The sequence below is a fragment of the Streptomyces sp. NPDC019443 genome (assembly GCF_044389785.1).
Taxonomy (GTDB): domain Bacteria; phylum Actinomycetota; class Actinomycetes; order Streptomycetales; family Streptomycetaceae; genus Streptomyces.
Genome location: NZ_JBIRYJ010000001.1, coordinates 1,123,488 through 1,138,032, shown reverse-complemented (window position 1 = coordinate 1,138,032; position 14,545 = coordinate 1,123,488). Strand labels below are relative to the sequence as shown.

Genomic DNA, 14,545 nt, shown 5'->3' with positions numbered 1-14,545 from the left:
GAACCGTGAATGAGGAGCCGGACGGCTCCTGCGGGCCGACTCGCCGAGAAACGCAACGCCGCCGTCGAAGCCCAGCCGCTCGGACCTCGGAGTGCATAAAGGTCTGCTTCGCACCGATATGATGCATTTTGTGATCACGTCCGGGCGGCTGCGGCGCCGTCGTCCTCCCTACGGCGGCCGGTGGGAAGCTGCCCGGCTGTCACCGGTGATCCTTACCGTCCTCATCGCCGGCCTGGCGTTCTCCACACCGAGGGAGATCGCCTTCAGCCGCCTCCTGCCCGCCGCACCCGCCCTCGCCGCCGCGATGTGGCCCGTGCTCCCCACGATCCTGCTGGGGACGTTCTGCCTGCTGGTCATGATCAGCCTCAGCTTTTTCTACACCGACCTGGGGACGCCATACACGGCGGCTGCGATCGTCGCGGTCACCCTGGCGGCCGCATATGCAAGCCATGTCCGACTCCAGCGGGAGGAGACACTCTTCCACGTCCGGCTCGTCGCCGACGCAGCCCAGAAGGTGCTGCTGCGCCCCCTGCCGCGCCGCATCGCGGACGTCGAGATCGAGTCCCTGTATCTGGCGGCCCAGGAGCAGGCCCGGATCGGCGGGGACTTTTATGAGGCGGCCGACACACCGTACGGGGTCCGGCTGCTCATCGGCGACGTACGAGGCAAGGGCCTGCCCGCGGTGGGGGCGGCCGCGGCGGTGATCAGCTGCTTCAGGGAGGCCGCGTACGACGAGCCCGACCTGAGGAGCATCATCCATCGCCTGGAGACCAGCATCACCCGCTACAGCGCTGCGTTCCCCGGCCAGGACCTGCCGGAGAGCTTTGCTACCGCGCTTATGGCCGAGATTCCGCACGGCGGCGGCCACGTCAGACTTCTCAACTGCGGGCACCCCCCGCCCCTGCTCGTGCACCGCGGGGAGATCCGCGTCCTGGAGCCCACCGCCGCCTCGCCGCCCCTCAACCTCGCGACGCTCATCGGAGACCGCTACTGCGTCGACACCGCCGCCTTCGCTCCGGGCGACCAGCTGCTGCTCTACACCGATGGCGTATCGGAGACCCGGGACCGCACCGGCGAGTTCTTCCCGCTGCCGGACTGGATCCGGCAGCAAGGCCCGGCGCCGCCCCGCGAGCTGCTCGACCGGCTCCACCGGGACCTGCTCCACTACAGCGGCGGAAGGCTCAACGACGACATCGCGGCCCTCGCCGTGCGGTGCCTGAACACCCGGGCCCAGGAGCACCCCGCGTAGTCGGCGCACCCGTCCGCCTGAACAACCGGGTCCAGATCGCGATGCTCATCCACGATGCCGAAGTCTGACGGCCGACCGACTCCCGTACGGGGGGGGCGGCCGGCCCGGGAACCTCACCCGGGCCGGCCGCATACGCCCGCAGGAAGCAGGCGTCAGCCGATCTCGATGAGCAGATCGCCCGCCTCGACCTGCTGGATCTTTCCGATCGCCAGCCGCGCGACCGTGCCCGCGCACTGGGCGGTGATGGAGGCCTCCATCTTCATCGCCTCGATGGTGGCCACCGTCTGACCCGCCGACACCGAAGAGCCCTCCTCCACCTGGAGCGTCACGACGCCCGCGAACGGCGCGGGGACATGCCGGTCGTTGCCTCGCTCGGCCTTCTCCGCGGCCTTGACCTCAGTGGCGACGGACTTGTCCCGCACCGCCACCGGGCGCAGCTGGCCGTTGAGCGTGGCCAGCACCGTACGGAAGCCCCGCTCGTCGGCCTCGGAGATCGCCTCCAGCTCGATCAGCAGCGTGACACCGGCCCCCAGGGTGACCGTGTGCTCGGTGTCCGGCTCCAAGCCGTAGAAGAAGTCCTGCGTGGGCAGTACGGACGTATCGCCGTAGGCCTCGCGGTGGGCGTCGAACTCCTTGGTCGGGCCGGGGAACAGCAACCGGTTCAGCGTCGCCCGCCGGTCCCGGCCCAGTCCCTGGCGGTCCTCGTCCGACAAGGTCGGGGCCTCGGCCTGCGCGGGGCGGCCCTGGAGTGCGCGCGTACGGAACGGCTCGGGCCAGCCGCCGGGCGGGTCGCCCAGCTCGCCGCGCAGGAATCCGACCACCGAGTCCGGTACGTCGAACTTGCCGGGGTCGGACTCGAAGTCGGCCGCTTGGACCCCGGCTCCGACCAGGTGCAGGGCGAGGTCTCCCACCACCTTCGAGGAGGGGGTCACCTTGACCAGTCGGCCCAGCATCCGGTCGGCGGCCGCGTAGCAGTCCTCGATCAGCTCGAAGCGGTCGCCGAGGCCGAGCGCGATGGCCTGCTGACGCAGATTCGACAGCTGTCCGCCGGGGATCTCGTGGTGGTAGACGCGCCCGGTGGGGGAGGCGAGCCCCGACTCGAAGGGTGCGTAGACCTTGCGCATGGCTTCCCAGTACGGCTCGAGCCCCCCGACCGCGTCGAGTGAGAGCCCGGTCGCGCGCTCGGTGTGGTCGGTAGCCGCGACGAGCGCCGACAGGGACGGCTGGCTGGTGGTGCCCGCCATCGAGGCGACGGCGGCGTCGACGGCGTCGACGCCCGCGTCGATCGCGGCGATCAGCGTCGCGAGCTGGCCGCCCGCCGTGTCATGGGTGTGCAGATGCACCGGAAGGTCGAAGCGCTCGCGCAGCGCGGTCACCAGGGTGCGGGCGGCGGGCGGGCGCAGCAGGCCGGCCATGTCCTTGATGGCCAGTACGTGCGCACCGGCCTCGACGATCTGCTCCGCGAGGCGCAGGTAGTAGTCGAGCGTGTACAGCTGTTCGGCCGGGTCCGAAAGATCCGCGGTGTAGCACAGGGCGACCTCGGCCAGCGCGGTGCCGGTGGACCGTACGGCATCGATGGCGGGCCGCATCTGCGAGACGTCGTTGAGCGCGTCGAAGATCCGGAAGATGTCCATGCCGGTCGCCGCTGCCTCGGCGACGAAGGCCTCGGTCACCTCGACGGGGTAGGGCGTGTAGCCGACGGTGTTGCGCCCACGCAGCAGCATCTGCGTACAGATGTTGGGCACCGCCTTCCGCAGGGCCGCGAGCCGCTCCCAGGGATCCTCGGCGAGGAAGCGCAGGGCCACGTCGTAGGTGGCGCCGCCCCAGCACTCCAGGCTCAGCAGCTCCGGTGCCGTGCGGGCGACATACGGGGCGACGGCCAGCAGATCGCGCGTCCTCACCCGGGTGGCCAGCAGGGACTGGTGCGCGTCGCGGAAGGTCGTGTCCGTCACCGCGACGGCCCGCTGCGCGCGCAGCTCCGCTGCGAACGCCTCCGGACCGAGTGCCGCGAGGCGCTGCCGGGAGCCTTCGGCGGGCGGACTGCCCAGTGAGGCGGGAGGGAGTTTGGCGGCCGGGTCGATGACCTGGGGACGCGGGCCGTGGGGACGGTTGACGGTCGTCTCGGCGAGATAGGTGAGCATGCGGCTTCCGCGGTCGGCGGAGGGGCGCGCCCGGATCAGCTCCGGATGCTCGGCGATGAAGCTCGTCGTGATACGGCCCTCGCGGAAGCCGGGGTGGTCGAGCACGGCGCCGAGGAAGGGCAGGTTGGTGGCGACTCCGCGGATACGGAACTCGGCGATGGCACGCCGTGCGCGGCGGGCGGCGTTGGCGAAGTCGTGGCCGTGGCAGGTCAGCTTGACCAGCATCGAGTCGAAATGGGCGGACACTTCGGCGCCGGTGTGGACAGTGCCGCCGTCGAGGCGGACGCCGGGGCCGCCCGGGGAACGGTACGCGGAGATGGTGCCGGTGTCTGGCCGGAAACCGTTGGCGGGATCCTCAGTGGTGATACGACACTGCAGGGCCGTGCCCGTGAGGACGATGTCGTCCTGCGTCAGGTTCAGTTCCGGGAGCGTCCTTCCCGCGGCGATCCGCAGCTGCCCGATCACCAGGTCCCGTCCGGTGACCTGCTCGGTGACCGTGTGCTCCACCTGGATACGGGGGTTCATCTCGATGAAGACATGGTTGCCACGCTCGTCAACCAGGAACTCCACGGTGCCCGCGTTGACATACCCGATGTGCCGGGCGAACGCGACGGCGTCGGCGCAGATGCGCGCACGCAGCTCCGGGTCGAGATTCGGCGCGGGCGCGATCTCGACGACCTTCTGGTGGCGCCGCTGCAGCGAACAGTCCCGCTCATACAGGTGGACGACATTCCCATGGGCGTCGGCGAGGATCTGCACTTCGATATGGCGCGGGTTGAGGACGGCCTGCTCCAGGAAGACGGTGGCGTCTCCGAACGCCGACTCCGCCTCTCGCATCGCCGCGTCGATCGCTTCCCGCAGCTCGGCGGGCTCGGCGACGCGCCGCATTCCTCGCCCGCCACCGCCGGCGACGGCCTTGACGAACACCGGGAACCCGATGGAGTCGGCGGCGCCGACCAGCGTGTCCACGTCCGTGGACGGCTCCGACGACTTCAGTACCGGAACCCCGGCCTCGCGGGCGGCCGCCACCGCGCGGGACTTATTGCCCGTGAGGAGCAGCACGGAGGCGGGGGGCCCGACAAAGGTGATCCCGGCCTCGGCACACGCGGCGGCGAGGTCGGGGTTCTCCGACAGGAAGCCGTATCCGGGGTAGATGGCGTCGGCGCCGGCCTTACGCGCGGCCTTGATCACCTCATCGACCGAGAGATAGGCCCGCACCGGGTGGCCTTTTTCGCCGATCTGGTAGGCCTCGTCCGCCTTGGCCCGGTGGAGCGAGTTGCGGTCCTCGTAGGGGAACACGGCCACGGTGGAGATGCCGAGCTCGAATGCCGCGCGGAAGGCGCGGATCGCGATCTCGCCCCGGTTGGCGACCAATACCTTGCGGAACATCAATGTCCCCTGTCGTGTTGCTGGCGTGCGGCCTCAATGACTGGCAATGTCATTCCGGCTGCCGGGATCGGCATCCGCTGTTCCCGTGGACGGTACCGATCAGCAGCGGCGGCGTCGATCTCCCACCGGCGGGAGCTACGTCACGCCGGTCGGAGCAGGCGTCGGCACAGTCCAGGGCGGTGGCCCCGGGGCGGGAGCTTCTTGCGCGGCTCCGGCCAGGGCGAGTCCACCGCCTTCCGCACCGTCCGACACGTCACGCCCATCGAGCCTGCTACTGCTCGCGCTGCACGAGGGCATCAACCGCCACACCGAGCTTCCCATCGAGGCGACGGTCACGCAGTTCAAGGCCATCAGCACTGCTCGACGGCCTGCTCCGTCCCGAATGGCGAGGCTCGGGACTCTGCGGACACGGCCTAGGCGCAGGATGGGCAGAGCCCGCGGTAAGTGACCTCGACCTCGGACACCGTGAAGCCGAACCCTTCCTCGGCCGGGAGGCCGGCCAGCGGATTGCCGGTCGGGTGGACATCGCGGATGATGCCGCAGTTGGAGCACACCAGGTGCTGGTGCTGGTGGTGTGCGTTGGGGTCGTAGCGCTTGGCACGGCCGTCGGTGGAGACCTCTATGACCTCACCGAGGGAGACCAGTTCACCCAGGGCGTTGTAGACGGTCGCGCGGGAGATCTCGGGCAGCCGCTGTGCCGCGCGGGCGTGCACCTCGTCGGCCGTGAGATGCACGTGCTCGCCGTCGAGGACCTCCGCAACGACACGCCGCTGGGAGGTCATCCGCCAGCCACGCCCTCGCAGTCGCGCAAGCAAGTCACTCATATCGGTTCACCTATTCAGGTTCGGCGGGATACCCGAAGTTTACCGGTGCACGTCCGGGTTCCGATTGAATACGAGTTTGGCGTGCTTGTTGACCTGGACTCTGTCCATTGTAGGATCGGTTCCGACGATAGCCAAGGGACAGGAAGACTCCAGTACGCCGCCTCGAACCGGCTGGCAGCCAGGCCCGGTTCGAGGGACGCTCCGTTTCGTCGCCGACGTCGACTGAGCGGTCGGCGAGGCCCCTGCCTGACCGTGTCCGACGACCACGGCTTCTCCACCGACGAGGCCGAGGTCACCTACCGGGGCCTGTGCCCCGACTGCTCCACCGCCGCAGTTCCTGAGCAACGTGATCCGCCCAGTCCGGAAGGATTCCCATGTCTGAGAACCATGATGCAATCGTCGTAGACGCGAAGACGGAGGGCGGAGGTGGCTGCCCGGTCGCGCACGGGCGCGCCCCGCACCCGACTCAGGGCGGCGGAAACCGCCAGTGGTGGCCGGAGCGGCTCAATCTGAAGATCCTCGCCAAGAACCCCGCCGTGGCCAACCCCCTCGGCGAGGAGTTCGACTACGCCGAGGCGTTCAAGACCCTCGACCTCACGGCCGTGAAGCAGGACATCGCGGGGGTGCTGACGACCTCGCAGGACTGGTGGCCTGCCGACTTCGGCCACTACGGCCCGTTCATGATCCGGATGGCTTGGCACAGCGCGGGCACCTACCGGATCAGCGACGGCCGCGGCGGCGCCGGGGCCGGCCAGCAGCGCTTCGCCCCCCTCAACAGCTGGCCGGACAACGGGAACCTCGACAAGGCCCGCCGCCTGCTGTGGCCGGTCAAGAAGAAGTACGGCCAGAGTCTCTCGTGGGCCGACCTCATGATCCTCGCGGGCAACGTCGCCCTGGAGTCGATGGGCTTCGAGACCTTCGGCTTCGGCGGCGGTCGTGCGGACGTCTGGGAGCCCGACGAGGACGTCTACTGGGGTCCCGAGAGCACGTGGCTCGGCGACGAGCGCTACACCGGCGACCGGGAGCTGGAGAACCCCCTCGGCGCGGTCCAGATGGGCCTCATCTACGTCAACCCGGAGGGCCCGAACGGCAACCCGGACCCGCTCGCCGCGGCCCGCGACATCCGTGAGACGTTCCGCCGGATGGCGATGAACGACGAGGAGACGGTCGCCCTGATCGCGGGCGGTCACACCTTCGGCAAGACCCACGGTGCGGGCCCTGCGGACAACGTGGGCGCCGACCCCGAGGCCGCCTCGATCGAGGAGCAGGGCCTCGGCTGGAAGAACGCCTACGGCACCGGCAAGGGTGGCGACACGATCACCAGCGGTCTCGAGGGTATCTGGACGAACACCCCGATCACGTGGGACAACAGTTTCTTCGAGATCCTGTTCGGCCACGAATGGGAGCTGTTCCAGAGCCCCGCCGGTGCGAACCAGTGGCGCCCGAAGGACGGCGCCGGGGCAGGCACCGTCCCCGACGCCCACGACGCGTCGAAGAGCCACGCCCCGACGATGCTGACGACCGACCTCTCGCTCCGGTTCGACCCGGCCTACGAGCAGATCTCGCGGCGCTTCCTGGAGAATCCCGCCGAGTTCGCGGACGCCTTCGCCCGCGCGTGGTTCAAGCTGACCCACCGTGACATGGGCCCGGTCGTGCGCTACCTCGGCCCCGAGGTCCCGTCCGAGACGCTGCTGTGGCAGGACCCCCTGCCCGCGGTGACGCACGAGCTCGTCGACGCGGCGGACATCGCCTCCCTCAAGGGCCAGATCCTGGCCTCGGGTCTGTCGGTGTCCCAGCTCGTGTCCACCGCGTGGGCGTCGGCTTCGTCCTTCCGCGGCAGCGACAAGCGCGGCGGCGCCAACGGCGCGCGCGTCCGCCTCCAGCCGCAGAGCGGGTGGGAGGTCAACGAGCCCGACCAGCTGGCGACGGTGCTGCGCACGCTGGAGGGCGTCCAGGAGTCCTTCAACGCGGCCCAGTCCGGCGGCAAGCAGATCTCGCTGGCCGACCTGATCGTCCTCGCCGGTACTGCCGGCGTCGAGAAGGCCGCCAAGGACGCCGGCTTCGACGTCGAGGTCCCCTTCACGCCGGGCCGCGTGGACGCGTCGCAGGAGCAGACGGACGTGGAGTCGTTCGCCGCGCTCGAGCCGACCGCCGACGGGTTCCGCAACTACCTCGGGAAGGGCAACCGGCTGCCGGCCGAGTACCTGCTGACCGACCGGGCGAACCTGCTGAACCTGAGCGCCCCCGAGCTGACGGTCCTCGTCGGTGGCCTCCGTGTCCTGGGCGCGAACTACCAGGACTCGTCGCTCGGCGTCTTCACCACGACCCCCGGGTCCCTGACCAACGACTTCTTCGCCAACCTGCTCGACCTGGGTACGACGTGGAAGGCGACGTCCGAGGACGCGAGCACGTTCGAGGGTCGCGACGCCGCCACGGGCGAGGTCAAGTGGACCGGCAGCCGTGCCGACCTCGTCTTCGGGTCGAACTCCGAGCTGCGCGCGCTTGCGGAGGTCTACGCGAGCGATGACGCGAAGGAGAAGTTCGTGAACGACTTCGTCGCGGCGTGGGACAAGGTGATGAACCTCGACCGGTTCGACCTCGTCTGATCATGACGTCCAGGTCGGCCCGCGCCGGCCGACCTGGACGTCCTCAGCCCGAAGGATCTCGGCACCGTCCGCCTCCAGCGCGACGTCGGGAGGGTCGCGGTCGGTGCAGGGGCGAGCCGGTGAGCGTGCCCGCGCGGTGAGCCGGCCTCCGGACGGCGTCACAGCGCGCCGCCGCTCAAGCGGCCAGGCCCATACCCAGCTTGGCAGCCTTGCCGATCGAGCCCCGGTTTCGGGGCGACGGGCGCGCCCACAGCCCGTGGATCCCAAGAGATCGGACGAGCGCTTCCCGACGCACTGCGTGGCCCGAGCCTGCGGGGACTGCTCGCGTGACATTCTCCTGCTGGGCGCGGTCCGCACCAAGGCGCCTGTCGCGTCAGCGCACCACGTCGGCTCGCACCAGGTAGCGGGCCAGTTCGGACCGCGAGCGCACACCGAGTTTCCGGTAGACGCGAGTCAGATGGGCCTCCACGGTCTTGCGCGACACGAACAGGGCGGCGGCGGCCTCGCCATTGCTCAGCCCGTCTCCGATAGCCAGCGCCACCTGGAGTTCCTGGGCGGTGAGCCGGTCGATCTGCGACACCGGTGCCCGCGTGTCGGCGGCTCGGTGTCCGGCAGCGGCGAGTTCCACGGCGGCACGGGACCGCCAGGGCGCCGCGCCGAGGCCGGCGAAGGCCAACTGGGCGGCGAGGAGCAGCCCACGGGCCGCCGTCGGCCGCCGGAAGCGGCGCAGCAGCTCTCCGCACACCAGCTGGGTCCGCGCGAGCTCGAAGGTCATCTCCTCTCGCGCATGGACGTGTTCCGCGGTCCTGAGCCAAGCCTGTGCCTCGTCCGCGGATTCGGACAGCATGATTCGGCAGTGCGCATGGGCGGCCGTCGGCCAGGCGAGTCCCGTGGACCGGGCCCGGCCCTCGATCCAGTCGGCGAGCCGGGCCGCGCCGTCCCGGTCTCCGGTGCGGATGTGCGCCTCGGCCAGTTCGGTCAGGAACGGCATCAGGTTGGGGTTGCCGAGCCCTGTCTCGTTCGCGAGTGACAGGGCCCGTTCGAGGTGCCCGGCAGCCGCCTCCGGTTCTCCTCCGGTGAGCGCCGCCGAGCCCAGCGCCGCCTGGACGAAGACTTCCAGCCCGCGCACCTTGCCGCAGTGCCGCTCGTAGGCCGTAATACGGTCCTCGCAGCCCGCCCGGTCGCCCCGTAACCCGTCGAGCCGCGCCATGAGAAGCAGGGCGTAGCCGGTCATCGCCCGGTGCCCGAGTTCCTGGGCCCAGCGCAGGGCCTCGGTCCCCGCGGCCCGGGCCATCGGCCAGCGGCTCCACGACGTCACCTCGCACCGGCCGACCAGGGCGTACGGCAACAGGGCGGGAACCCCGTCGCGCCTGGCCCTGTCGATCACCGCGTCGAGCACACCCGTCGCCGCCTCCTTCTCGTCCACCCAGGCAAGGCCCTGGCCGATCTGCACGGCCAACTGCCCTTCTTCCAAGGGCCAGTCGCCGTGCAGGCCCGCCTGTCCGGCCAGCAGCAGCCCGCGCGCCTCGGACACGTTCCCGACGAGTGCCTGCGCACAGCCTCGCATCACATTGGCGAGGTGCCGGGCCGGCATCGTGCCCGGTCCCGGACCGGCTTCCGCCTCGAGAAGGTCGGCCAGGCCCGCGGATCGCGCCGAAGTGTCGGCCGCCCAGGTGATGCGACCATCCATCGCCGCGGGCATGGTGGCCGCCCCGTACAGCGCACAGGCCCGGGAGCGGTCCACCGGTTCCACCGCCTCGGCCGCCGCAACCAGGGCCCGGTGGGCCCGGCCCGGGTCGCCGAGCCAGCCGCAGGCCTGACCGCGCAGCAGTTCGATGTCGGCTGTCAGCCGTGCGTCCTCGCTCCAGCGCAGCGCCTGCTCGCACCAGTCGACGGCGTCGTGCGACGCGCCGCCGTAGAAGGCGTCCCGCGCGGCGTTGAGCAGCCGCTCCGCCCGGTCCGCGACCGAGGGCGACAGATCGGCGGAGCGATGCCAGGCGTGCGCCGCCGCACCGAGTGCGCCGCGGCGACGGGATCGCTCGGCGGCGTCCGCCAGTGCCGCGGCCACGGTCTCGTCCGGGCCGGCAGCGGCGGAGGCGAGGTACCAGGTCCGCATCTCCCCGGACGAGACATCGGCCAACGTCCGGTACACGCACAGCCGTTGAGCGACCGAGCAGTGCCTGAACACGAGGGGCCTGAGAACCGGATGCCTCAGTTCGTAGCCACTGCCCAGGTCATGGATCAGTCCGCTCTCCTCGGCCTCGTCGAGGGTGTCGAGCGACAGCCCGTCCGCGGTCAACGCCCGCTCCAGCACGGCAAGTTCGGCGGTGTGGCAGGCCGCGACGTACACGAGCGCCGTGCGCGTCTCACGGGACAGCGCCCGCATCCGCCCCCACCAGGCCCGTTCGACCAGCGGCCCCGGCGTCTCCCAGGCCGTGTCCGACAGCTCGTCACCGCGCTTCCTGGCCTCCACGAGCGCCGCCGCGTACTCCACCAGGACCAGCGGATTTCCCATACTCAGCCGGACGAGACGGGGTACCGCGGGCTCCGCGGGGTCCACTCCGCCGCGCTCCAGCAGGCGGCGGCAGTCGTCCTCCTCCAGCGGCGCGATGGTGAGTTGGGGCACGCCCTCCCAGGTGACGTCGTCGTCGGGCCCCGGTCGCGTGGCCATCACCAGGGCCACTCGCTCGGTGGCGAGGCGGCGGGCGACGAACTGCAGGGCCCGCCGCGACGAGGGGTCCGACCAGTGCAGGTCGTCCACGAGCAGCACGAGCGGCTCGCTGTCGCCGGCGGCGGCCAGCAGACCCAGCGTGCCGGCACACACCGCGTACGGATTGGGCTCATCGGCCTCCACCAGCGCGAAGCACGTTTCCAGCGCCCTGCGCTGGGTCGGCGGCAGTTCGGCGAAGTGCGACCGCAGCGGAAGCAGCAGGTCAGCGAGCACGGTGCAGGGCAGCACCGCCTCCGACTCGACGCCGCGCGCCCGCAGGACCCTGCTCCCCGCCCGCCGGGCGGCATAGTCGAGCAGGGTGCTCTTCCCGATGCCGGGGTCACCCCGCAGCAGCAGCGCGGCTCCCCGGTCGGGCAGCGACTCCAGCAGTCCGTCCAGCAGCGCGCACTCCCGGTCGCGCCCGACCGGCACCCGCAGCCCGTCGTCACCCGCGACCCGCCCCTTGCGGACAGCACCTCGCAGCGTCGGCTCGTTCATGATTCCCCCGTATGCGCGCCACCGCCGCGGCCCCGCGCCGCCCGACCAGCATGCTCCCCCGCGACGGTCACCGGGAACCGTTCATCCCGCACTACGCCATCCGGCGGATCCCCTTGTCCGGCACGGAAGTTGGGGAGTTCCCCGATGCGCGGCGGCACGAGCGGGCGGTCATCTGTCGGAAGGTGCGTGCTCTGCGTAGGAGGCGTCGCAGTGGTTGCTCAAGACCCGAGGGACGTTGTCGAACTCAAGGTGACCGTGTCCCCGGAGCAGGCGCGTGGGGCGGGGATCTGGGATGCGGTCATCGGGCAGGGACAGGCCCGGCGGATCTGGTTCTGCGAGCAGTCCGGAGCCTCCCCCGCCCGGCTGCCGCTGCTGGACTCCGGCGTCATCCTGCGCCTGCGCGAGACGCGGACGCGGCCCGACGAGACGACCGTACGGCTGCGCCCGTGCCGTCAGTCCCGGCTGACCGCCGACTGGTCCGCGCGGCGGGACACCGGCGACGAGCGGCTGGACTTCGCGTCCGACTGGTCCGGCGACCGACGCAGGCTCTCCGTCTCGGTCACGGCCCGGCACCCTGCAGGTGCGGTGGCACGCGCCCTGGCCGGAGGCGGTCCGCCGGACCAGTTGTTCACCGCCGCCCAGCGGGCGTTCCTCGCCGACTGCGCGGACCGTCCCGTGCCGTTCGGCCAGGTGACGGCCCTCGGCCCGGTGGACGCGCTCTCGTGGCCCGCCCTCATGTGGTCCCACATGCCGCTCGCGGTCGAGCGCTGGGTGGTGACCACGGTGTCGGGGGCACGCCTGGACCTCGTCGAACTCTCCCGCCGCGTCGACCGCCAAGGGGCGGAGATAGCCCAACTCGCCCTGGAGAGCGGTCTGCGCCGCCGCGGCGTCGACCCGGCGGGCTGCGAGCAGGGGTCCAAGACCAGACGCGTCCTCGAACTCCTCACCGCGACACCGTAGGGGTTTCCCGGAAGCCGACGGCGGGTCGAACGAGGTCCGCTGGTACCCGGACCTGTCTGCACACGACGAGGGGACGGTGCTTCCGCCATGACGACTCTGCGCCTGCTGGGGCGTTTCCGCCTCGAGTACGGCGGCGAGGTCGCCGACGTCTCCGCGGGCGGGCAGCGGCTGCTCGCCTACCTCGGCCTGCGGCAGCACGCGACCCGCAGCGTCCTGGCCGGGACTCTCTGGCCCGAGGCCACCGAACAGCACGCACTCGGGAGTCTGCGTACGACGCTGTGGAAGCTGCATCGCGAACGGCCACCTGTCGTCCAGTGCGACCGGGACACCCTCTCGCTGGCGGACACGGTGAGCGTCGACGTCCGCGCGATGAGCGAGTCGGCACTGCGCGTGGTGGGTTCGACGGGGGCGACGGGCGGCACCGGGACGACGGACGCGGACGGCGGTGACCCGCCGCTCGGCTCGTTCCTGAGCGGCGATCTGCTGCCCGGCTGGGACGAGGACTGGGTCCTGCTGGAACGCGAACGGCTGCGCCAGCTGCGGCTGCACGCCCTGGAGAGTGTGGCCGAGGACCTCGTGGCGCGCGGCCAGCACGCGCTGGCTCTCGAAGCGGCCCTGGAGAGCGTACGCATGGAACCGCTGCGTGAGAGCGCGCACCGAGCCGTCGTGGCGGTGCATCTCGCCGAGCACAACCTCGCCGAAGCTCTGCGGCACTACAAGGCGTTCCGAGGACTCCTGCGGACGGAGCTGGGGATCGAGCCGTCGGGTCAGTTCTTCGCGATGCTGCGGCAGGCGCTGGCGGCCTGAGGGCGGCGGTTGCGCCCGGGCCCATCAGGGTGGTGACGAGCGGGTGACGCGGCCCGATGACGCTGATGGCGTCCCATCGGCGAAGCGATGCGAAAGGGGCAATCCGTCATGAGCAACGCCCTGGCCGTGGCCGCGGTCACCGCCACGCTCGCTCATGTGCTCGGTGAGGCGCTCGCGGCCCAGGGGCCCGGCGAGGTGCCCAACGTCAAAGTCTCGACGTTACGGCCGGACATGGACGGAGCCACGGGCGCCGACGCCCGCGGCATCAACGTATTCCTGTACCAGGTGACGCCCAACGCGGCCTGGCGCGGCGACGACCTGCCGACACGACGGTCGGACGGCACGGCTCTGACGTCCCCTCAGCAGGCCCTGGATTTACACTATTTGCTGTCCTTCTCCGGCAACGACGCCGAGCTCGAACCCCAGCGGCTGCTGGGCACCGCGGTCAGCATCCTCAACGCGCGGCCCGTGCTCAGCCGACAGGTCGTACGCGAGGCCATCGCGCACGCGCTGGCGGCTCCCGTGCCACAGACGTACCTGCGGTTCGCCGACCTCGCCGACCAGGTGGACGTGGTCCGCTTCACCATGCTCCCGCTCAACCTCGAGGAACTGTCCAAGCTCTGGTCGACGTTCTTCGAAGTCCCCTACCGGCTCTCGGTGGCCTATCAGGGCAGCGTCGTCCTGCTGACGAGCGACATACCCCGCCATGCCGTACTCCCGGTGCGTACCCACGCCATCGACGTCGCCCCACTGGGGCGCGCTCCGCAGATCGCCCGTGTCATCGCCGACTCCGGGGCGGACGACCCGATCACCGCGGGTACGACCCTCCGCGTCGAGGGGACAGGCTTGCGGAGTTCGGTCATCCGCTTCCGGGTCGGCGGCGTCGAGGACAAGGTCCCGGACGGGGGCCAACTGACGGACACCAGCCTCACGTTCACGCTGCCCGCCGCCGTGCGCGCCGGTGTGCACGGGCTGCAGATCCTTCACCCGCGTGCGGTCGAATCCAACGTCGTGCCCGTCGTCGTACGACCGGTCGTCGGACCGGGAACCGTGACGACCGCGCCCGGAGCGGGCGGGACCGTGGACCTCACGGTGCCGCTCCTGCCGAAGGTCGGCCACCGCCAGCGGGTCGTCGTCCTGCTCAACGGTCACGGGCCCGCGTCCCCACGCGCGCATACATTCGCGGTGCCCTACCGCGGAGAGAATCCGGAGGACTCCGACGCGTCCGTCACCGTCCGGAAGGCGGACCTCGAAGCGGGCGACTATCTCCTACGCGTCCAAGTGGACGGCGTGGAAAGCCTCCTGACGGTCGATAAGGGAATTTACGACAAGCCGCGAGTCACCGTGCCATGACCGCGTCG

General features: G+C 70.9%; 8 protein-coding genes. 5 read left to right on the top strand and 3 right to left on the bottom strand.

The annotated features are described in order from the left end of the window. Positions 1–130 precede the first annotated feature (130 nt). The gene (locus tag ACH492_RS05145; protein WP_398982850.1) at positions 131–1,249 is read left to right on the top strand and encodes a PP2C family protein-serine/threonine phosphatase; all 1,119 of its coding nucleotides are present in this window, start codon (positions 131–133) and stop codon (positions 1,247–1,249) included. A 152-nt stretch (positions 1,250–1,401) separates the two neighbouring features. Here the strand turns inward: ACH492_RS05145 and ACH492_RS05140 are convergent, their stop codons facing one another. Together ACH492_RS05140 and ACH492_RS05135 are read right to left on the bottom strand one after the other, a co-directional pair. Next, positions 1,402–4,779, bottom strand: coding sequence for a pyruvate carboxylase (locus ACH492_RS05140; RefSeq protein WP_398982848.1), 3,378 nt, complete (start codon positions 4,777–4,779; stop codon positions 1,402–1,404). Between the two features lie 413 nt (positions 4,780–5,192). Then, positions 5,193–5,603, bottom strand: a complete 411-nt coding sequence (locus ACH492_RS05135; RefSeq protein ID WP_398982846.1) for a Fur family transcriptional regulator — start codon at positions 5,601–5,603, stop codon at positions 5,193–5,195. A 374-nt stretch (positions 5,604–5,977) separates the two neighbouring features. Between ACH492_RS05135 and katG the strand changes: the two genes are divergently transcribed. Beyond that, on the top strand, positions 5,978–8,209 hold the full coding sequence (gene katG, locus ACH492_RS05130; protein ID WP_398982844.1) for a catalase/peroxidase HPI: 2,232 nt from the start codon (positions 5,978–5,980) through the stop codon (positions 8,207–8,209). Positions 8,210–8,582: 373 nt separating this feature from the next. Here katG and ACH492_RS05125 read toward each other — a convergent pair whose 3' ends face one another. Beyond that, positions 8,583–11,417 carry an AAA family ATPase gene (locus ACH492_RS05125; RefSeq protein WP_398982842.1) on the bottom strand — a complete coding sequence of 945 codons (2,835 nt, stop codon included), beginning with the start codon at positions 11,415–11,417 and terminating at the stop codon, positions 8,583–8,585. 210 nt (positions 11,418–11,627) lie between these two features. On the opposite strand from ACH492_RS05125, the gene ACH492_RS05120 reads away from it, so the two are divergent. The 3 genes from ACH492_RS05120 to ACH492_RS05110 all read left to right on the top strand — a co-directional run bounded on the left by ACH492_RS05120 (position 11,628) and on the right by ACH492_RS05110 (position 14,537). Further along, positions 11,628–12,377 (top strand): hypothetical protein, encoded by a 750-nt coding sequence (locus tag ACH492_RS05120; protein WP_398982840.1) that lies wholly within the window; start codon positions 11,628–11,630, stop codon positions 12,375–12,377. 87 nt (positions 12,378–12,464) lie between these two features. Next, complete coding sequence (locus ACH492_RS05115) at positions 12,465–13,184, top strand: BTAD domain-containing putative transcriptional regulator (protein WP_398982838.1); 720 nt, start codon at positions 12,465–12,467, stop codon at positions 13,182–13,184. A 108-nt stretch (positions 13,185–13,292) separates the two neighbouring features. After that, entirely contained in the window at positions 13,293–14,537 is a 1,245-nt protein-coding gene (locus ACH492_RS05110) for a DUF4255 domain-containing protein (protein ID WP_398982836.1), read from the top strand. Positions 14,538–14,545: the final 8 nt, after the last annotated feature.

Bases quoted from the DNA above. Each gene is read 5' to 3' on its own strand.
- ACH492_RS05135 (WP_398982846.1), bottom strand. From the start codon at position 5,603: ATGAGTGACTTGCTTGCGCGACTGCGAGGGCGTGGCTGGCGGATGACC.
- ACH492_RS05125 (WP_398982842.1), bottom strand. From the start codon at position 11,417: ATGAACGAGCCGACGCTGCGAGGTGCTGTCCGCAAGGGGCGGGTCGCG.
- ACH492_RS05140 (WP_398982848.1), bottom strand. From the start codon at position 4,779: ATGTTCCGCAAGGTATTGGTCGCCAACCGGGGCGAGATCGCGATCCGC.
- ACH492_RS05110 (WP_398982836.1), top strand. From the start codon at position 13,293: ATGAGCAACGCCCTGGCCGTGGCCGCGGTCACCGCCACGCTCGCTCAT.
- ACH492_RS05115 (WP_398982838.1), top strand. From the start codon at position 12,465: ATGACGACTCTGCGCCTGCTGGGGCGTTTCCGCCTCGAGTACGGCGGC.
- katG (WP_398982844.1), top strand. From the start codon at position 5,978: ATGTCTGAGAACCATGATGCAATCGTCGTAGACGCGAAGACGGAGGGC.